Origin of the sequence: Mesorhizobium sp. M1088 (assembly GCF_040318575.1) — a bacterium.
GTDB lineage: Bacteria > Pseudomonadota > Alphaproteobacteria > Rhizobiales > Rhizobiaceae > Mesorhizobium.
This window is the reverse complement of the sequence record NZ_JAMYMO010000023.1, coordinates 70,193-87,047: the sequence shown is the minus strand read 5'-3', so window position 1 is coordinate 87,047 and position 16,855 is coordinate 70,193. Positions and strand designations below refer to the sequence as shown.

The 16,855-nt window shown below is 59.3% G+C and carries 20 protein-coding genes and 1 pseudogene; 11 read left to right on the top strand and 10 right to left on the bottom strand.

Features of this window, described 5'->3' with window-relative positions:
- Window positions 1-185: pseudogene (locus tag NKH49_RS22890) on the top strand (serine hydrolase); the annotation flags it as partial.
- A 446-nt stretch (window positions 186-631) separates the two neighbouring features.
- On the opposite strand, the gene NKH49_RS22885 reads toward NKH49_RS22890, so the two are convergent.
- The 6 genes from NKH49_RS22885 to NKH49_RS22860 all read right to left on the bottom strand — a co-directional run bounded on the left by NKH49_RS22885 (window position 632) and on the right by NKH49_RS22860 (window position 5,291).
- Entirely contained in the window at window positions 632-970 is a 339-nt protein-coding gene (locus NKH49_RS22885) for an RES family NAD+ phosphorylase (protein ID WP_352927981.1), read from the bottom strand.
- Between the two features lie 110 nt (window positions 971-1,080).
- Entirely contained in the window at window positions 1,081-1,764 is a 684-nt protein-coding gene (locus tag NKH49_RS22880) for an XRE family transcriptional regulator (protein ID WP_352927978.1), read from the bottom strand.
- A gap of 84 nt (window positions 1,765-1,848) precedes the next feature.
- Entirely contained in the window at window positions 1,849-2,523 is a 675-nt protein-coding gene (locus tag NKH49_RS22875) for an RHE_PE00001 family protein (protein ID WP_502907919.1), read from the bottom strand.
- A 406-nt stretch (window positions 2,524-2,929) separates the two neighbouring features.
- On the bottom strand, window positions 2,930-3,136 hold the full coding sequence (locus NKH49_RS22870) for a hypothetical protein (protein ID WP_352503486.1): 207 nt from the start codon (window positions 3,134-3,136) through the stop codon (window positions 2,930-2,932).
- A gap of 699 nt (window positions 3,137-3,835) precedes the next feature.
- Window positions 3,836-4,468, bottom strand: coding sequence for an acyl-homoserine-lactone synthase (locus tag NKH49_RS22865; protein ID WP_352503485.1), 633 nt, complete (start codon window positions 4,466-4,468; stop codon window positions 3,836-3,838).
- 73 nt (window positions 4,469-4,541) lie between these two features.
- Window positions 4,542-5,291, bottom strand: a complete 750-nt coding sequence (locus tag NKH49_RS22860) for an autoinducer binding domain-containing protein (RefSeq protein WP_352685964.1) — start codon at window positions 5,289-5,291, stop codon at window positions 4,542-4,544.
- Between the two features lie 130 nt (window positions 5,292-5,421).
- On the opposite strand from NKH49_RS22860, the gene NKH49_RS22855 reads away from it, so the two are divergent.
- The gene (locus NKH49_RS22855; RefSeq protein ID WP_292654544.1) at window positions 5,422-5,637 is read left to right on the top strand and encodes a helix-turn-helix domain-containing protein; all 216 of its coding nucleotides are present in this window, start codon (window positions 5,422-5,424) and stop codon (window positions 5,635-5,637) included.
- Between the two features lie 28 nt (window positions 5,638-5,665).
- On the opposite strand, the gene NKH49_RS22850 is transcribed toward NKH49_RS22855, so the two are convergent.
- A complete protein-coding gene (locus tag NKH49_RS22850; RefSeq protein ID WP_352472977.1) occupies window positions 5,666-5,932 on the bottom strand; it encodes a helix-turn-helix domain-containing protein in 267 nt (88 codons plus the stop codon).
- 140 nt (window positions 5,933-6,072) lie between these two features.
- Between NKH49_RS22850 and NKH49_RS22845 the strand changes: the two genes are divergently transcribed.
- The 6 genes from NKH49_RS22845 to NKH49_RS22820 all read left to right on the top strand — a co-directional run bounded on the left by NKH49_RS22845 (window position 6,073) and on the right by NKH49_RS22820 (window position 11,742).
- Complete coding sequence (locus tag NKH49_RS22845) at window positions 6,073-6,864, top strand: IclR family transcriptional regulator (RefSeq protein WP_352685962.1); 792 nt, start codon at window positions 6,073-6,075, stop codon at window positions 6,862-6,864.
- Window positions 6,854-8,047: a M24 family metallopeptidase gene (locus NKH49_RS22840; protein ID WP_352503482.1), complete on the top strand. Its 1,194-nt coding sequence runs from the start codon at window positions 6,854-6,856 to the stop codon at window positions 8,045-8,047. The genes NKH49_RS22845 and NKH49_RS22840 overlap by 11 nt, the downstream gene beginning before the upstream one ends.
- Window positions 8,044-9,336 carry a threonine synthase gene (locus tag NKH49_RS22835; RefSeq protein WP_352472980.1) on the top strand — a complete coding sequence of 431 codons (1,293 nt, stop codon included), beginning with the start codon at window positions 8,044-8,046 and terminating at the stop codon, window positions 9,334-9,336. Before NKH49_RS22840 ends, NKH49_RS22835 begins: the two co-directional genes overlap by 4 nt.
- 167 nt (window positions 9,337-9,503) lie before the next feature.
- Window positions 9,504-10,250 (top strand): substrate-binding periplasmic protein, encoded by a 747-nt coding sequence (locus tag NKH49_RS22830; protein WP_352472981.1) that lies wholly within the window; start codon window positions 9,504-9,506, stop codon window positions 10,248-10,250.
- Window positions 10,251-10,357: 107 nt separating this feature from the next.
- The gene (locus NKH49_RS22825; RefSeq protein WP_352472982.1) at window positions 10,358-11,014 is read left to right on the top strand and encodes an amino acid ABC transporter permease; all 657 of its coding nucleotides are present in this window, start codon (window positions 10,358-10,360) and stop codon (window positions 11,012-11,014) included.
- Window positions 11,011-11,742 carry an amino acid ABC transporter ATP-binding protein gene (locus NKH49_RS22820; RefSeq protein WP_352927973.1) on the top strand — a complete coding sequence of 244 codons (732 nt, stop codon included), beginning with the start codon at window positions 11,011-11,013 and terminating at the stop codon, window positions 11,740-11,742. The genes NKH49_RS22825 and NKH49_RS22820 overlap by 4 nt, the downstream gene beginning before the upstream one ends.
- A 40-nt stretch (window positions 11,743-11,782) precedes the next feature.
- On the opposite strand, the gene NKH49_RS22815 is transcribed toward NKH49_RS22820, so the two are convergent.
- The 3 genes from NKH49_RS22815 to NKH49_RS22805 form a co-directional block, all read right to left on the bottom strand.
- Window positions 11,783-12,838: a cysteine synthase family protein gene (locus tag NKH49_RS22815; RefSeq protein ID WP_352472983.1), complete on the bottom strand. Its 1,056-nt coding sequence runs from the start codon at window positions 12,836-12,838 to the stop codon at window positions 11,783-11,785.
- Window positions 12,835-13,734 carry a GHMP family kinase ATP-binding protein gene (locus NKH49_RS22810; RefSeq protein ID WP_502901248.1) on the bottom strand — a complete coding sequence of 300 codons (900 nt, stop codon included), beginning with the start codon at window positions 13,732-13,734 and terminating at the stop codon, window positions 12,835-12,837. The genes NKH49_RS22815 and NKH49_RS22810 overlap by 4 nt, the downstream gene beginning before the upstream one ends.
- Window positions 13,735-14,173: 439 nt before the next feature.
- Window positions 14,174-14,413, bottom strand: coding sequence for a hypothetical protein (locus NKH49_RS22805; protein WP_352503479.1), 240 nt, complete (start codon window positions 14,411-14,413; stop codon window positions 14,174-14,176).
- A 171-nt stretch (window positions 14,414-14,584) separates the two neighbouring features.
- Here NKH49_RS22805 and rhuM (NKH49_RS22800) point away from each other — a divergent pair, with 171 nt between their 5' ends.
- The 3 genes from rhuM (NKH49_RS22800) to NKH49_RS22790 all read left to right on the top strand — a co-directional run bounded on the left by rhuM (NKH49_RS22800) (window position 14,585) and on the right by NKH49_RS22790 (window position 15,878).
- The gene (gene rhuM / locus NKH49_RS22800; protein ID WP_352927969.1) at window positions 14,585-15,160 is read left to right on the top strand and encodes a RhuM family protein; all 576 of its coding nucleotides are present in this window, start codon (window positions 14,585-14,587) and stop codon (window positions 15,158-15,160) included.
- On the top strand, window positions 15,102-15,389 hold the full coding sequence (gene rhuM / locus NKH49_RS22795; protein WP_352503918.1) for a RhuM family protein: 288 nt from the start codon (window positions 15,102-15,104) through the stop codon (window positions 15,387-15,389). Before rhuM (NKH49_RS22800) ends, rhuM (NKH49_RS22795) begins: the two co-directional genes overlap by 59 nt.
- Before the next feature lie 168 nt (window positions 15,390-15,557).
- A complete protein-coding gene (locus NKH49_RS22790) occupies window positions 15,558-15,878 on the top strand; it encodes a sunset domain-containing protein (protein ID WP_352503919.1) in 321 nt (106 codons plus the stop codon).
- The last annotated feature ends 977 nt before the right edge of the window (window positions 15,879-16,855 follow it).

Genomic DNA, 16,855 nt, shown 5'->3' with positions numbered 1-16,855 from the left:
AGCCCATGCAGTTCACGCTCGAGCACTGGGACGGCGACACCTACGCCCTCACGCCCCGCGGAGAGAACGCGCCGACCGGCTCGCTGTCATCGGTGAAGTTCGTTGGTTCCCCCGGCGGCATTCGCGCGCGGGTGATGACGGTGGACTATCTCAATGAGAACGGGTTGGGGCATTTTCAGAGGTAGGGGTGGGGCGTCGGGTGCTCCATGCACCCTATGCCGTCGAAATGGCGAACCGGCCGTCTGCAAGGTGATGCCTGAGATGCGGATTTGTGTGACGGTTCGCTTCCGGGCGTGGAAATCAGCAAGCCGGCATTTGCTCGCGAGCTTCCGACGAGCTACGTCGGCTTTGGCCAGCCGCTGATCCGAAGCAGACCGACGGCTCCCGGTCGGTCGTTCCGTTGCTCCGGCTTAGTGGACGCTTCTGGCGCTACAGCCATCTTCGCCAAGCGATACGGATACGTGCTGCATCTTCACACCAACCCCACCCTGAATCCTCCAGAACCTGAGCCAGTCCTGGCGCGCCGAGAAGGGTCATAACACGCTTCGCCTGAAGTTTCGGTACCGCGCGATCGTAAATGGCAAGATTGGTCGCCTCGTTGAGGCGCGAGGGATAAATGATCCCGTCGGGCTCAGATGGGTGCTCGTGAAACGCCAGTGACCACCGGCGTGCCAGGTTCTGGCGCTGTGCCCGAACGACATCGGTCGGCACACCCATCCGAATGGGCATTGTCGCCTGTGAGGTGGACCAGGCGTAGGTCCGCTGTGGTCGTGATCTGCGCATAGCGCCGTCGGGTCAGTTCCACCTCCTCTATTGGAAGATCGGCAAGGATTGCTTCGCGGCGGTCGCGGAGCACGGTCTCGAGGAAGCACACCTTCAGAGAGTCACCGAGGTACAGAACGCCAAACCGGTTGGCATCAAGACGGCGTCGAGGATCGCTGAACCGGCTCGGCGACTTCCCGTACCCCAATGGATCAGGATAGGTGCTCTAGTAGATCCGGCCGAATGGCCGTCCGGCGATACGGTCTCGATTTCGAGCTTTGCGCGCCCGAAATCGGCTGGAGGTGGAACGCCGGGCACTCAGTCGAAATCGCCGCTGGCCATGCCTTCCGCTGCGGCCAACACCGAGGCATCGTCGCCTTGTTGAAGGGCTCGAAGGCCCGTCCGGCCATCGAGGGCGCCATGGCGCGAAACCAGAAATCGATAGACGGCCCAGGCACTGTTGCCCAACATGGCATGCAGCGCCGGCAATGCGCCGAAGGGACGACCGTCCTTGTCGAGTTGCCAGACAGGAAAGCGGAAACCGCGTTTGGCGCCATCGATGCCGAGCACCTGCCCGCTCTGCCGCCTGGCGTTGACGGTCACCCGCGACGTGCCGAGCAGCTTGGCGAAGTCTTCAGCGCTCAGCATCTCCTCGCCGGCGACAATTTCGGCGACACGCTTGTGGCCACGCGCGCGCGCTTCGGCGAGAGCCGCCTCGAGTTCGGCATCGGGCATGCCTGTATCCTCGACGGGAAACACATCCGAAGCGATCGGTTGCTCTTCGACCGGCGTGATCGTCTGCGCATCAGCCGCCGGATCGACCTCTACCCGGAACGATACGCGGTGGCCGATCTTGCGGCTGCGTGCGATCGCTTCCTGATAGCGTTCGAGCAATACCTTCTTGAAGTCTGCCTGTGCCGGCAGCTTTGTGGTGAAGCTCAGGGCGGCGACTCCCGCATGCGATGCGGTCCCGCTATGATTGATGCGTTTTGGAGCGGCCATGATGAGAACCTCCTGCTGTCACCAATATGGTTACAGAGCGCAAGTTCGTCAAGTTCGATAATTTCGTAAAATCATGGAAGCGGACTAAACAATCCCCCAGGCGCGAAACCTTCCCCTGCCCGTCATCTCGCGCAGGCCGAGCTCGCCGACAAGATTGAGCGCCCCCTGTTTTGTCACGTTCAGGCTGTCCTGGATAAGGCCTGTCGAGACAAGTGGCCGCGACAGCACCAGTTCGATCAAGTCGGGCAGTTTCGAGCTGGCGCGGCGGTCGCGGAGTTTTCGCTCCATCTGGCTTTTCGCCATCACCAGCCGGTTGTGCTCCTTCAGCCCCACGAGTGCGGCGTCATGGATCGCATCGAGGGAGGCCAGCAACCGGTCACTGCGATTGTGTGCTCGCCGACGCTCGCGCGGAATGTTTTTGGCACCGAGATGCTGGCAGGCGAGATGGTTGGCGGCAAGACCTTCCTGGCGCAGCAGCGCGGCAATCAGCAGTGGCCCAAGCCATGCGGCATGCTGCAGCACCTCGATGTTGTCGGACCAGGCCTTAAGCAGGATTGCGCCGCGCAGAACGATGGGCTGATCGCTCGTCCCGGCAATCACGGCCTGCCATTCGGCCAGCCGTTCTTCTTTATTCCAGTCGAGATCGTAGATCAGGCCGTTTTGCGGCTCCGGCCGGTCACGTCTTGACGTTTCCTCCTTTCGACCAGGCACGTCTGCGCCGCTGAGGATCTTTGATGAGCGTGCCAAGACAGCATCGATCTCGGCAAACTCCTCAGCCAGAAGCTCGTCCTCAATATCGTCCCGAACATCGGCTTCAACTACGCTGTTTCCAGCCCCCCGCCTTCCCGGTTTTTTTGTTCCGCCGCCGGCAGGGCGCCACCCCTGGGCCGGCCAGCGCCAAAAAACCGTCGCGGCTGAGCGCCCAGTCCGGTCGGTGACGTGGTTGCGATCCCGGCCGCGGTACGGAGGGGGGTCACCGACGACCGTATCAGCGATATACGCACTTCCTTAGCAGGCGGCCCAGCAGCTTGGGTTAGGGGGGCCGCTGAGCCTGACCAGCGAGCCTTCGGGAATGCCCGACTGGCTGGTTAGTACATTAGATAAATGTAATGTAATCGAACAATGTGAACGAGGTACTCGGCAGTAAGAAATTGACTGGCACGATTCACTTACCGCGCGCTTTTGCCTTGGGTTCTGGCGAGCTTTCGGACGGGTTTGCAGCCAATTTTGCAGATCGCCGATCTGTTACCCACAGGGCCTTTTTCCTCGCCACCAAATCGTCACGATCGCCCTCAGGGGTCGCTCGGCTATGCATGGCAGCTATGGCGAAGTCGGCTCTGTTGGTTCGATAGTCTTCTTTTTGGACAGTCATCGTTTTCTCCCAGTTTCATAGCCCCTCTTTTGCCCTTGCGGGGAGATTAACTGCCTGTGCATTACGCGAGTCAATCGATGGAACGATCACTCCGCAGTCGCGAGGGCGGGAAGCAAGCCGACAATTTTAACGTTGGAGCGGCTTACAGAGTGCCGGCAACACAGCCGCCCTTTCGTCGGGCTGCGTTGATCGCGTCCATGTTGCCCTTCAGCTCGCCGATCTTGACTTCACCTGCCTTGATGTCTGTGTTGTCCATCATGGCGATCGAGCACTGCCGCACCGCGACCCTTGGCGGTCACGTGGAGGCCTGCGAGGATGCGGCCAGTGGGTCCCAAGCCAGCCCGCACGATAACAGCGACGCATCGGGAAATTTGGCCAGGCCCTCAAGAATTGTGTCCGTCGCCTTCACCAGGCTCTCGGGCGTGAACTGCCCAAAAAAGGAACTGGATCGAAGGAGAAGTCGTACTCTCCAAGATCCGGTGTGTCCTTTTCCCCGACCTTCTTCTCGATTTCGATGCCAAGGCTGGTACCGCTTGCCCCGCCTCAGCGCGCGCCCGTCTTGGACACCTCCGCCTTTGAATGGCCGTTATGGCGCGAGGCAGACAGCCGATTTGCACGCGATAGTACATCGCCGCCCTCTGCGAGTGTCAGGCAGCATGTTCGTTCGAGGCGTGACGCCCAAAAGCGGACGGCCCGCGGTCAGGCCAGCCGCTTGAATGGCGTTTCGGCCCAAAGCACAGGCTCGGTTATGCGGTAGAATTGTCGCGTCGCGATCAAGGCTGACGGGCTGACATCAACCATCAGACCGATGATCGTCATATCACCATGTGCGAGCGCAGGCCCAAGCTGCTTCGGATTCCAGCCAATCGATGCGAGGCGGTCGAACCAGTACTCCTCGCACACGATTGTCAGATTGCTGATATGTCGCTGGATACAGAATTCCAGAATTCCGCAGTAGATCACGCCGGCTGCCTGGCAAGGTCGGCCGGGCTCACGAAGATCCCGCGCCACGAAGAACCTGGTCCATTCAAAGATATTGGGTCGGCGCGGAACGCCGCCCTCGGCGAGTTGCGGAAAGGTTTCGCTCATCAGATGGGGCCGAAGGCTCGGCACGAAACGGGATCCGGCAACGACGCCTCTTCCTGGCTGGATGCCGAGCAGATGAATCGCTTCTGGAGTATCAAACGCGTCGATCTCGCGACCGTCGGGGCGTCTCAGGTCCTGCCATCCACGTTCATCGACATAGATTTCATGCCGCAGGCGGAAGTAGCTGTCGAGATCCCCTCGATAGGCAAAGCTGTTTGACGCGTCGACGACATGGACCTGAATCATTGCGGTTCCTCGAGATGGAACCCCATCCGACCACGCGACGATTGCCCGGGAAATACCCAGATCTGGGGATGGATCAAAGTTCGATTTCGTGCCTGCGAAACGCCTCGACGATCGCGTGCACAACGTTGGCGGTACTGAGCTTCTGCTTGATGTTGCGCAGGTGGGTCGTCACAGTGTTTTCCGAGATGCCAAGTATTCGGGAAACCTCCCACGCGGTCTTTCCTCCCGCGACCCACTGCAGGATTTCACGCTCTCGTTGGGAAAGCTTTTGTCTCGGCCGCCTGCGCGAGTTATCAACGAGGCGTTCGGCAGCCGAATAGGCATGGCGCGCAAGGGCATGAATGGTGCAGCGCACCGTCGGCGCCAAATCAATTTCATTTCCGGCAACCGTTACACAGGCCGGATCGCCAAACGCGGGCTGGATCGGGATACAGATCCCGTCGCAAAGCCCAAACTCTTTCGCTTCATCCATCACCCTCCTGGCATTTCGGTCCGTCAAGCCATGATGGACGTCCCGCCAGAGGAAGGGCCCGATCGCACCACGGCACACAGCAACACAAGGGTCATGGCGATAGTGTCCGGCAGCCATATAGCGGTCGTACCATTCCTGCGGCCAACCGTTAACAAGGATGTGTCCATCCAGTGATCCGGTGTCCTGGCGTGGCAATTCGGTGACGAGACAGGCTGCGTAGCCGTGACATTCGATGCTCTTGCGCAGTTGCCGAATGATCTCGGGGGCGCTGGTTGCACGGTCAATCTGCGCGGTTGCTTCAAAGATTTGTATTAGCTGGTCCTGTAAGACGCCCCCGTGAACCGCCGCCATTGTAGGCCCTTTCAATGTACTGAGACAAAGAAAACAAAATAAATAACTTAGGTCCGACCGCAACGTCCGGCATGACTTTTGACTACTATAGTAGGTGGCACTAAAGGGCGCGTTCTGACTGCCTCGCTGCATGAGGCTGAGGTCTGTTTTTGCTCGCAATCTGAGGTTGCTTCGCCAAGGCACCGGCTTGTCGCAGGAGCAGCTCGCGGACCTTGCCGGCCTCGACCGCAACTATGTGGGCAAGCTCGAGCGGGAGGAAAACTCACCGACCGTCGATACGCTGGAGGTACTGGCGTTGGCATTGCAAGTTGACGTGGAGCAGCTCATCCGTCGAAACGCGCCGTGATGCGCTGGTCAGCAGGCCGCCGAGAGCATCAGGATTTTCCCTTGCGCCGCTCACGCGGCGCCACAGCACAATCACCAGCTGGGGCTCGGGCGTTTTTGCCGGGCCGTTTCGTCAGCTCCTCGATGTCGACGCTCAAAGCGGTGGCAAGCTTTGCGAGCGACAGGAGTGTGGGATTGCGACGGCCGGCCTCGAGACCACTCAGATAGGCGCGCGTGAATCCTGAACGGAACGACAGTTCCTCTTGAGAGAGGGCCTGTGCGCGCCGAATCCTCTGTACGTTGAGGCCGACAACCAACCGTAGGTCCATGACGGCATGGTCGTCGATGGGCACACTTTAGGACGACACACTATAATGAACATTCGTCATTGACAGGCGCGGCCATTGCTGCTTTTCTCATCATATTAAGGAACGCCATTCCGAAATAAGGAACGCCAGTGACAGGAAATCTTTCGTTGGAACGTGGGCTTGCGGTTCTCAATGTCCTCAAGGGAGCGGACGAAGCTGTCGGGGTGCGCGAACTCGCCCGCCGGCTTGAGCAGAGTGCTCCCGCCGTGCAGCGAATTCTGAACACCCTGGCAGAGCAGGGCTATGTCGAGCAGTCGCCAGACTCGCGACGTTACCGGCTGGGTCACTCCGTGCTGGCGCTGGCGCGGAAGGTCCTGGGCAGAGATCGCCTGGTTGGTTTGGCTGAAATCGAACTGCAGGCGCTGGCCTCCGAAGGGTGCTTCAACGCATTCCTCGGTATCAGGCGGGGCAGCTGCGGAATTTATCTTCTGACCGTGCAAAGCAAGAGTCCGGTCGTCATTCGTTCTTCACCTGGCGAGACCTTCCCCTTGCACTCCACCGCATTGGGCAAGGCGCTCCTGATGGAGCTGAGCGGCGAGGCGGTCATTGCGATTCTTGGACGAGGTCCACTGGAGCAGGTTGCCGTACGCACAGTCACCGATCCGCACAAGCTCGTTGCTCAAATCAGAGCGTCCGAGCCCATTGGTTACACAACATCCCTGGACGAGAACTTTACCGGGCTGATTGCGGTCGGCGCACCGCTTCGCGATGCATCAGGCACAATCATCGCGGCTATAAGTGCGGCCTACCCCCGGTCAGTGGGACCGCATGTGGAGATCGCTGAGATTGGGGAGGCAGTAATGGCGGCTGCGGCGCGCATTTCCGCCGGCCTCGGCTTTCTGGAAGCAAAACAGGCCCGGGATTCCCATCATGCTGCTTAACGAAGCGCGCCTGAAACAATGGATGACGGCAGCCGGGCTTGACGCAATTATAGCGACTGCCCCGGAAAACGTGACCTACATGAGCGGCTTCTGGGCTCTGCCGCAATGGATCCGTCGCGGCCCGCAGGCTTATGTGGTGTGGCCGGCTCCTGACAAGGGCACGCCTGAAATCATCGCCAGCTCCAGCACGCTCGACCTCGTAGCCGATCAGGAACTGTGGGTAAGCAAGGTTCGGCGCTACGGCGACTTTTACGCCGATGTCGGTTCCTCGACGACCGTGGACCTCGCCAATGAACGGCACCTCCAGCTTCGAGACCTGCCGAGGCATGGCAATGCCATCGCGGCTTTGGTCGCCGCATTGGAAGAAGCTCAGCTCGGCCGTGGGCGGATCGGCATAGACGAGGCCGGGCTCGCACCAGGATACCAGGAAGCCCTCAGAGCCCATTTTCCCAATGCGTCGTTCCTACCAGCCACCGCATTGCTTCGCGAGGTTCGTGCCGTAAAAACGGCAGATGAAATCGAACGGCTCGGCCAAGTTGCCCAGATTGCCGAACGCTCCATTCAAGCAGCACTCGGCGTTGCTCAGGAAGGCGCCACCGAAGCAGATCTGGCGCGCGCTTTTCATGTCAGGACGGTCGAGGAAGGCGCCCTGCCCGTACTGGGATGCATCGGCTTTGGCGAGCGCAGCGCGCTCATGAACGTCCAGCCGTCTGACCGCAGGTTGCGCGCTGGAGAAATCATCCGCTTCGACGTCGGTGGCCGGTTCCGGCACTACCGCGCCGACATTGCCCGCATCGCCACGCTGGGCGAGCCGCCGCCGCAGGCGCATCGACTTCAGCAAGCGCTGCTGCGCGGCGTTCAGCATGCCTGCGACATTATCCGTCCGGGCATGGCAGCAGCACAGCTCTTCGAGACGGTCGTGCGTGTGGTGAGGCGCGAAGGAATTGCCCGCTACGAGCGCGATCACGTCGGACATGGCATCGGCCTTGATGGTTATGATGCGCCGACGCTCTCGGCGCGCAGTACAGACATCCTTGAAGAAGGAATGGTGCTGTGCGTGGAGACCCCCTACTACGAAATCGGCCGCTGGGGACTCCAGGTGGAGGACATGGTGGTTGTTCGCGAGCGCGGAGTGGAGCGGCTGACGCAGACGCACGATGCAATCACGCGGGTGCCGTTATGAGCCGCGCGGCAGGGTTTTCCTGTATTCGATGCGGCGCCTTGTTCCGGATCGATACCAAAATCGACTCACGCGGCTGCCCGAAATGCTGTGCCGAAGCACCGGCCAATCTTAAGGTCGTCTACGATCCGTCCGGAGCTACATCGGCCGCTTCCGCAGCGGGTGCCGCCCTGCCCTCGCTCTGGCGCTATGCCGACATGCTTCCTTGTGGACTCAGCGATGCAATCTCCTTGGGCGAGGGCCTGACGCCGTTGCTGAGCGCCGAGAAGCTGGGAAAGCAGCTCGGCGTCCCCAAGCTGCTTATCAAGGACGAGGGCGCAAACCCTACCTGGTCCCACAAGGACCGCTTCTCGACGGTGGCGGTGTCGATGGCACGTTTGAGTGGCGCACGCGTGGTGGCGACTGCTTCGTCGGGGAACGCCGGGGCCTCACTTGCCGCCTATGCTGCACGGGCGGGCCTGAAATGCGTCGTTGTCACATTCTCAGGCACCGCCGGCGCAATGTTGGCGCAGATCCGCAAATACGGCGCAAGCGTCGTATCCCTGGCCGACAAGTCCCATCGCTGGCCACTGCTTGCCGCTGGTACCGAGCGCCTCGGATGGTTTGCAACGTCACCGTTTCACAGCCCCGTGGTGGGCAGTCATCCTGTCGGGATCGAGGGCTACAAGACCCTGGCTTACGAAATCGTCGAACAAATGCACGGTGCAGTGCCGGACTGGTGCGCCTTGCCTGTTTGCTACGGGGACGCGCTTGCCGGCCTGTGGGCCGGATTCAAGGATCTTCTCAGCCAAGGCAAGATCGAGCGGTTGCCGAGACTCGTGGCGGCGGAAGTGCATGGATCTTTGGCCAGAGCCCTTGCCGGCAAGGGAGATCTGGTTGCCGAAGTCCCCGCAAGCTTCGACACGCTTGCCATCTCGATCGGCACCACACGAAGCACGTTTCAGGCGCTCAACGCCCTGCGTGAATCTGGCGGCACGGCAATGCCGGTCGGCAATATCGGCTTGATAGCGATGCAGCAGCAGCTTGCGGCCACCGAGGGTGTGTTTGCCGAGCTTGCCTCGGTGACGCCATTTGCAGCTATCGAATCCTTGAGGCGAGAAGGCACCATCGCGCGGTCGGACAGCGTCGTTGCCATCGTGACAGCGAGCGGCCTCAAGGATTTGGATCGTTCGACCGGTCCGAACAAAGCACAACCATCGTTTCAGTCAGTTGCCGAAGCGTGGGAATACGTTGCCGAGGGCCGTGACTATTTCACGCCCTCACTTGAACGGCGCGCGACCAAGATGTCCTGAAGAGAAGATAGAGGCGATCATGAACGGATGCGATTTTTTCTGATCGATTGATGATCTCGTCCACCATTGGACGGTATTGCGACTTCCTAAAAGCTATCCAGGAGAGGCAAATTCAACTCGCTTAGCGAGCGGAATCTCGATTCAAACATGATGTAAGGGGAATGTTCATGCTTCGGAAAACGCTCATCGGCTGGCTCGCAGCCCTCAGTGTCGCAATGGCAACTCAGACGATGGCTGAGGAAACGCTCAGAGTCGGCGTCACGCCAACCGGAGTGCCGTTCACGTTTGTCGACACCGCAACCCAAAAGCCGACAGGCGCGATGGTCGATCTGGCAAGTGCGATTGCCGCGAGCCTTGGCACGACCGCCGATTTTCAAATAAACGCTTTTCCAGCCCTGATCCCGGCATTGACGACCGACAAAATCAATCTGATTTCCGCCAGCATGTTCATAACGGACAAACGAAAGCAGGTGATCGATTTCAGCACGCCGGTTTACGCCTATGGCGAGGCGATGTTTGTTGCTGCCGGCGATAGCAAAAACTACACGATCGAGGAACTCAGAGGTGCGACCGTCGGGGCGCAGATCGGCTCGACCTATGCTGATGCTCTGGAAGCGCTTGGCGTCTTCGGTCAAGTCAAGCTCTACGACTCAATCGCTGACATGATGCGCGATGTGGTTCTGGGCCGCATCAAGGCCGGTTTCGGTGACGCCCCGATCGTCGCATATCAGCTTTCAAAGAATCCCGGCCTGGGTGTTCGCCTCGTCGACGGCTATCAGCCGATGAAAAAAGGCGAGGTCGCGTTGGCGGTTGCCAAGGAAAATCCACTGCTTCTCGAAAAGGTGAATGCCTCCATCGCCAAGCTGAAGGAAAGCGGCGAATTAAGCCGAATATTTGCCAAATATGGCCTTTGAGGCCGACCCGCACTGACCTCGACAGAAGCGCCGGCTGGCAGGACCAAAGGATCGCATCGGAATGACCGGCTTTGACGGCCGGGGTACGTGCCAAGAGGAAGCCGGCCATGACCAAATTCATCGCGCATGCAACGGAATATTTGCCGCTTCTTCTTAACGGCGTTTGGCTGACCGTCATGATAACCCTTCTTGCGCTGTGTCTTGCAACGGCGCTCGGCCTTGTCTGGGCGCTGTTCAGGACATCGGGGATACGCTGTCTCGCCGTGCCGACGCGGCTCCTTGTCGACTTCGTGCGCGGCATACCATTGTTGGTGGTTCTCTTTTATATCTACTTTGTCGCGCCCGAGATCGGCATCAACCTGACTGCGCTCCAGGCTGGCACGATCGGGCTGGCGCTGGCTCACTCCTGCTATCTCGGGGAAACCTTCCGGGCTGGCATCGAGGCGGTCGATAAGGGTCAGGTCGAAGCGGCAAAATCGATCGGGATGAAGCGTCCGTTGATGATGCGCCGCGTCGTGCTGCCGCAGGCATTCAAGATCATCCTGCCGCCTTACGCCAACAATATGGTCATGCTGCTGAAGGACTCCTCGCTTGTCTCGGTGATTTCGGTTCAGGAGTTGACCATGCAGGGCAAGATGCTCGCGTCGTCCACATTCGACAACATGACAGTTTTTACCTTGGTGGCACTGCTTTACCTGTGCCTGACGGTTCCGCTGAACCTGTTTATGCGTAGAATCGAAAGCTATCTTGGGGCGGCGGGATGATCACCTTTGAAAACGTGCACAAGTCCTTCGGCTCCCACGAAGTCCTCAAGGGGATCAACGCCGAGATCGCCAAAGGACAGGTCGTATGTCTGATTGGACCCTCGGGTTCCGGCAAATCGACGCTTCTGCGATGTGTCAACGGGCTTGAGACCTATCAGCGCGGTCGCATCAGCATCGACGGCACCGTGGTCGATGCCGCCTCGCCCCAGGTTCACGCCATCTGCACCCGCGTTTCCATGGTTTTCCAACGTTTCAACCTGTTTCCGCACCGCACAGCCCTGGAAAATGTCATGGAAGGGCCGCTCTACGTGCTGAAGGAAAATAGGAACCAGGTCCGGGAGCGGGCCACGGCATTGCTCAATCGCGTCGGCTTGGCCGATAAGACGAATGCCTATCCCGCGTCATTGTCGGGCGGCCAACAGCAGCGCGTGGCCATCGCCCGCGCCCTGGCGATGCGCCCACACGCCATTCTTTTCGACGAGCCCACCTCCGCACTTGACCCGGAAACGGTCGGCGAGGTCCTGCAGGTCATGCGCGCGCTCGCAGACGAGAACATGACCATGCTCGTGGTTACGCACGAAATTCAGTTCGCCCGCGAGGTTTCCGATAGCGTCCTCTTTCTCGACGGCGGCCGGATCGTTGAGCAAGGTCCGGCCAAGGAACTGCTTCGAAATCCGAGACACGAACGCACTAAGGACTTTCTTCATCGGGTTATGCACCCCGTCTGAGTGTTGGCCAGCGCTGCCTTGTCGCGTCAAGGCTCCGAATTCAGACCTGTCGCTCCGCAGGGGACGGGCCCTCAAACTCTGCGAGAACGCCGCTTAGAGTTCTACGGTCCCAAGGAAATCTGGTCCAGGCCGTCTCCTCGGCCGGATGAATTCGCTTGAGAACCGTTGGGTCAAGTGGAATTGAAATTGGCCAATCCTTCAAACCGGCGAGCCAGTCGGGGTTGTAGACTGTATCTGAATGACGATGCCCTTCATCTGGCATTATCACGACGGTGGAGGCTTCCGGATTGTGCCTGGCGAACCAGGCGCCGACCAAGGCTGCGGCGCCGCTGGTCGGCCCCATGAACAGCCCGTGATCGCGAAACAGCCCATGCGCCATTGCGTAGGCCGGCAATGCGCCCACCCAATGAATATCGTCGATCATCTCATGACGAACATTTTCCGGCAAAACACTGTTGCCCAGCCCGCGCAACATGCGACGTCCGACAGGCTGGCCAAAGAGCATGCTTCTGTGGGTATCGACTGCAATCATCCTGAGATCAGGAAAGAGCTCACGAAGGAAGCCTCCGGTTCCACAAAGCGATCCCCCAGTGCCCACGCAGCCGACGAGGCAATCGATACGGCCGAATGATCGAACAACGAGGTCGGCCAGGCGCGCGTATGCCAGGCGGTTTTCCGGACTGTCGTATTGCCGAGGCCAATACGTGCCCGGGCTATCTTGCAGCGTCTGCTGAAGATACTGGAGCCGACCGCGCTGATTGCCGTCTCCTTGAGGATCGTCGATGGCCATGACTTTGGCACCAAGCTGTTCCAGTCGTCGCCTGAGTTTCAGGTCGATGAGGCTGGAGGCCGTGACGAGCGTAAGCCCATAGCCACGGGCGGCAGCCAGCATGGCGATGGCCAGGCCGAACGTGCCCGACGTCGTTTCGATGATGTGACCTTCCCGCCTGAGGCGCCCTGACGCTTCCGCCTGATCGACCATGAATCGGGCGGGCATCAGCTTCATAAGGGAAAAGCAGGCGGCGTTGAGGTTAGGTGCGAGTTGGGCAAAACGCGGCGTCTCGTAGGCGCGTAAATAGTCTTGCGCCGCGCTCACTGGATTAGCCTCGTTTCGGCATTAAGGGCAAACGTATGGACGCCTTGGAGACCTGTGCCGCTCACCTGCCTTGCGAGCTCAGCAGCGCGCATGGCCGCCCTGGGCGCAGTCGCATCCAGAAGGATGCCGATCAACGTGCCACTGTGGGCCACCTGCACACCGCACGCGTCATGCGCCCGCGCTATATCCAAAACGGTGTTGAAGGATGCCTTCGGCAGGTGCTTCTGACTGATACTGGCGCTGATGGTCGCGACACGTCCAAGCAAGCGGGGATCTTGTTGCCGGATTGAGCGATACGCCAATCCGCGCAGAACACGGAACAGCCCGATTTCCTCACTATCGTAGCGTGCTCGTCGCATGCCTAGCGTGTCGATTGGCCGGGCATTGCTGTCCCTGAAACCCACCACGAGAAAGGGCGGGAACTCGCCTCCGAAATGTTCGATTGTACGGCCTTCCCGGTGAGCGAAGAGGAGAGCTTGATCGCAGTAAGCGATGGCGTCGCTTGCGCTTTCCGCGGCAACGGCCAGTCGCGCAACAGTTGACTGGCGCAGCGTGACGCGCGCCGAAGCCGCGACCGCGCGGATCGAGGCAATGACGTCTGCCGTGGAGGAACCGTAGCCGTGCCCTACCGGGATAGAGCTTTCGATCGTCAATTCTCCCCCTCTTCCAGCTACCCCGACATGCTCGAGCGTGAGGGCCGCCGCGCGCGCCGCTTTGATCCGGTTTGCGGGTCGCGGCCGAATGCCATCTTGTTCATCCGGCCAGAAGGTCGCTAGCGACCCTTGCGACGTCAGCGGAAGCGTGACGAGTCCGCGACAAAGCCGTCCCTTGTCCGCTTCAAAGACGCCTTGGAGGAATTCCCCGTGGTGGGCGTGTGCCCGACCGACTCCTACCACCAGAGGCCATGCGACAGTCTCGTTTTTGATGTTGCTCGAATGTGTCTGCTGGCCGGATCTCGGTGTGCTTGTCTGTGTCACCGCATCATCTCCTCAGCATGGCACTGGGCGATGATGCGTGCGACTGACCCGTGCTGTCACTCGCCAAATCTTGGTAGTGCCATTGGCAAGCACATCATGCAAAGATACGGACAAGATTCCCCCACCAATTGGAGCCTCCAATACTGGAGTAGACACAGCAGCACTCGTTTCGGGAACGGTTGGCCTTGCGGCCAACCATTCCGAAACGAGTGCGGCCATGCACGGTGTTTTCAGTATTGCTCTTGTAAGGAGGGTTGGATTGCTCAGCCTGAGTCAATACTGAGATCTGGCCATAGCCCACAGCGGCCTCACCCAGGCGTCGGCGCTTTTAGCTCCTTGCCTCTGCGCGTCTTGCCCGCTAGGCTGCGGGTGTCCTTGCAAAACTGGAACTATACTCCATAATTGCAAGGATGATTGAACGTCGCATCAGCACTGAACTGACCGAGATGCTGGACAGCATGCCCGCTGTGGCGACCTTGCCCAGATCTGCCAGAATAGCGTCCATCGGCGTGCTGGCGAGCTCGGGCCAAAGCGGCACGAGTTGATTGCATTCACATAAGCGGCGTGATGACGGTCGTGATGGATCATCGATCGCCATTGCAGACCATACCCTACTCCAGACCCTACTCCAGTTGTACCGGAAATAGCGTCGGTAGACATTGGGCGGCCCGGACGTGTTAGCGCACATCCGGGCCTAATTTCACCACCTAGCGGTGGGCGTCGTGATCACTTGGCGGATATTTGGGAAGTCCTTTCCTCTCAGGCGCAAATGGCTGAGCTTTTTGGTGTTTCGCTGAAGACAATTAGCGAACACCTCCAGAACCTCTTCAAGTCGGGCGAGTTGTCCGAAGAAACAGTTCTCCGGAAATCCCGGATAACTGCGGCAGACGGGAAGGCCTATCTAACGAGCCTCTATGATCTCAATGCCATCATTGCGGTGGGCTACAAGGTCAACAGCAAGAAGGCGGCGGAGTTCCGAAAGTGGTCGGCCACCGTTCTCAAGGGTTACATTCAGGACGGTTACGCGCTTAACGGAAAGCGGCTGAATAGCGATCCGAGGGCGCTTCTGAAGTTGGCCCGAGAGGTCCGGGCCATCCGGACTTCCGAAACGAACCTTTACACCCAGGTTCGCGAGACATTCGCGGAGTGCTCTACAGACTACGATCAGGATGATCCGGCGGCGCGGACTTTCTTCGCAACCAGCCAGGACAGTTTTCATTTCGCGGCTTCTGAGCAGACAGCTGTCCAAATTATCATGTCAAGAGCCGACGCGACCAAGCCAAAACATGGGCCTGACAGCCCTAGGCAACCGCAAGCCGACAGCTGCGGATGTGACGATTGCTAAGAACTATTGTTCCCCGGATGAACTCCGCAAGATGGAACTCATAGGAGAGGCTTGGCTGCTCTATGCCGAAGGCATGGCGATCCAAGGCAAGCAGGTATCGATGCTGCGGCTTCTGGAAAAGCTGAAGGAACTCGTCGCACAGTACGAATTTCCAGTCAGTCTTTCCTGGTTACAAAAGTGGCGGTCCACGTCGGCCAGACGCAGACAAGTTCGCGAAGACGCAACTTGAATTGTTCAAGAAAACCGGCATCCGGTTGCCGCGTCCAACCGCATAACCTGTCGGCCCGCCGCCTTCGGGGTAGCTTTCCTTGAGGCGGCGGTTTCCTCGCCGGTACGACTGCCAAAATGGCTGGACTTAAATTTGCTACGGTCGCATTCTCCCCTTGGGGAGAGGGGCGTGGGCAAACGTCGCTATCAAGACAATGAGTACAATCGCCGAAGGTATGGCAGGCGCCATCGTTCGCGTGACACGCCGTTATGGGCAAAGATCGCGACTGGCGGCACGATCCTGGCTGGCCTGCTTGCCTTTGAATTTGGTTCCGCCGCTGTAGGCTGCGGCATCAAGGGCAACATCAGCTACAACACTGGCGAGAAAATCTATCACGTTCCGGGACAGGAATATTATTGGGAGACGCGCATCAATCTGCTGAAAGGCGAGCGCTGGTTTTGCTCGGAGGAAGCCGCGCGCAAAGCGGGATGGCGGAAATCCAGGGTTTAGACAGGGGTCCAACGCGCGGACGCCCATCATGCAAGGTCACATCTTTGTTGATCTTAAGCGATGCGCTCACCGCACCATACATCAAATGCGTTTCCGCTTTTGTGGGCGCTTCGATGCCTTTTGCGCGGAGTAGGACCAGCGCTATCTCCTCAGCACTCATTGGCGCCGTGGCGGTCCTCAGAACGTCGACGGCGGCACGCATGAAACAGCGGGTTTGGATTGTTGCGACGCTTGACGGAGATGGCGCGGGGCATTGAAGCCAGGTTCCAACAGATGCAAGACCGCCTCGACATGCTTCATCTCTTCAATGAGCTTCGCGGCCTGCTTCTCGTCGCGCCTGATTTTCGCGCCGATCTCACCGTGAAGGCGGATTAGCGCCTAGAGCGCTGGTTTGTGATCCATGGCCAAAAGGTAGGCCAAGATCGGGGCCAATTCTTGTGGCGGTTGCGCCATAATACCGCAAAACTGTACGCCAACTCCGCCTCGGCAGCCGTAGTGCCCGCGATCAGGAAGCACAACGAGTGGGGCCCAAACGCCCGCGATGGTTTCATTGTTCACAGCACGCCACCTTCACTTGAATATTTTCAGAACATGCGAATCGCTCAACACAGCCGTGTAGGGCCCATCCGTTAGAACTCCCGGAGCGCCATTGATTGCGGACCGCGGATTATAATAGGCGCCGGTACCCTCAGTGATATCGACATCGAACGAGTATGCCCAATCAAGATTCGCAAGCTCGGGAGTTGGGTACTTCTCCACTGACCTCTTGCACAAAAGAGCCGTTCAGTAGGCTAGCGCGGACCCCGTTGTGAACGACCTGGCAGGTCACGCTACTAAATGGCTCGGCACTTTTTTGACCGAGCGCATCACTAACCTCCGGGGCCGCATCTCGCAGCGCGATTACCAGATCGACGAACTCAAATTTTGCCGTTTGATGAAGAAGCGGAGGCGCCGCTGGTTCCCAACATAGGCACCAC

Bases quoted from the DNA above. Each gene is read 5' to 3' on its own strand.
- rhuM (WP_352927969.1), top strand. From the start codon at position 14,585: ATGGCTGAGCTTTTTGGTGTTTCGCTGAAGACAATTAGCGAACACCTC.
- NKH49_RS22840 (WP_352503482.1), top strand. From the start codon at position 6,854: ATGCTGCTTAACGAAGCGCGCCTGAAACAATGGATGACGGCAGCCGGG.
- NKH49_RS22855 (WP_292654544.1), top strand. From the start codon at position 5,422: ATGAGGCTGAGGTCTGTTTTTGCTCGCAATCTGAGGTTGCTTCGCCAA.
- NKH49_RS22860 (WP_352685964.1), bottom strand. From the start codon at position 5,291: ATGGCGGCGGTTCACGGGGGCGTCTTACAGGACCAGCTAATACAAATC.
- NKH49_RS22835 (WP_352472980.1), top strand. From the start codon at position 8,044: ATGAGCCGCGCGGCAGGGTTTTCCTGTATTCGATGCGGCGCCTTGTTC.
- NKH49_RS22865 (WP_352503485.1), bottom strand. From the start codon at position 4,468: ATGATTCAGGTCCATGTCGTCGACGCGTCAAACAGCTTTGCCTATCGA.
- NKH49_RS22805 (WP_352503479.1), bottom strand. From the start codon at position 14,413: ATGGCGATCGATGATCCATCACGACCGTCATCACGCCGCTTATGTGAA.
- NKH49_RS22820 (WP_352927973.1), top strand. From the start codon at position 11,011: ATGATCACCTTTGAAAACGTGCACAAGTCCTTCGGCTCCCACGAAGTC.
- NKH49_RS22870 (WP_352503486.1), bottom strand. From the start codon at position 3,136: ATGACTGTCCAAAAAGAAGACTATCGAACCAACAGAGCCGACTTCGCC.
- NKH49_RS22825 (WP_352472982.1), top strand. From the start codon at position 10,358: ATGACCAAATTCATCGCGCATGCAACGGAATATTTGCCGCTTCTTCTT.
- NKH49_RS22830 (WP_352472981.1), top strand. From the start codon at position 9,504: ATGCTTCGGAAAACGCTCATCGGCTGGCTCGCAGCCCTCAGTGTCGCA.
- rhuM (WP_352503918.1), top strand. From the start codon at position 15,102: ATGGGCCTGACAGCCCTAGGCAACCGCAAGCCGACAGCTGCGGATGTG.
- NKH49_RS22880 (WP_352927978.1), bottom strand. From the start codon at position 1,764: ATGGCCGCTCCAAAACGCATCAATCATAGCGGGACCGCATCGCATGCG.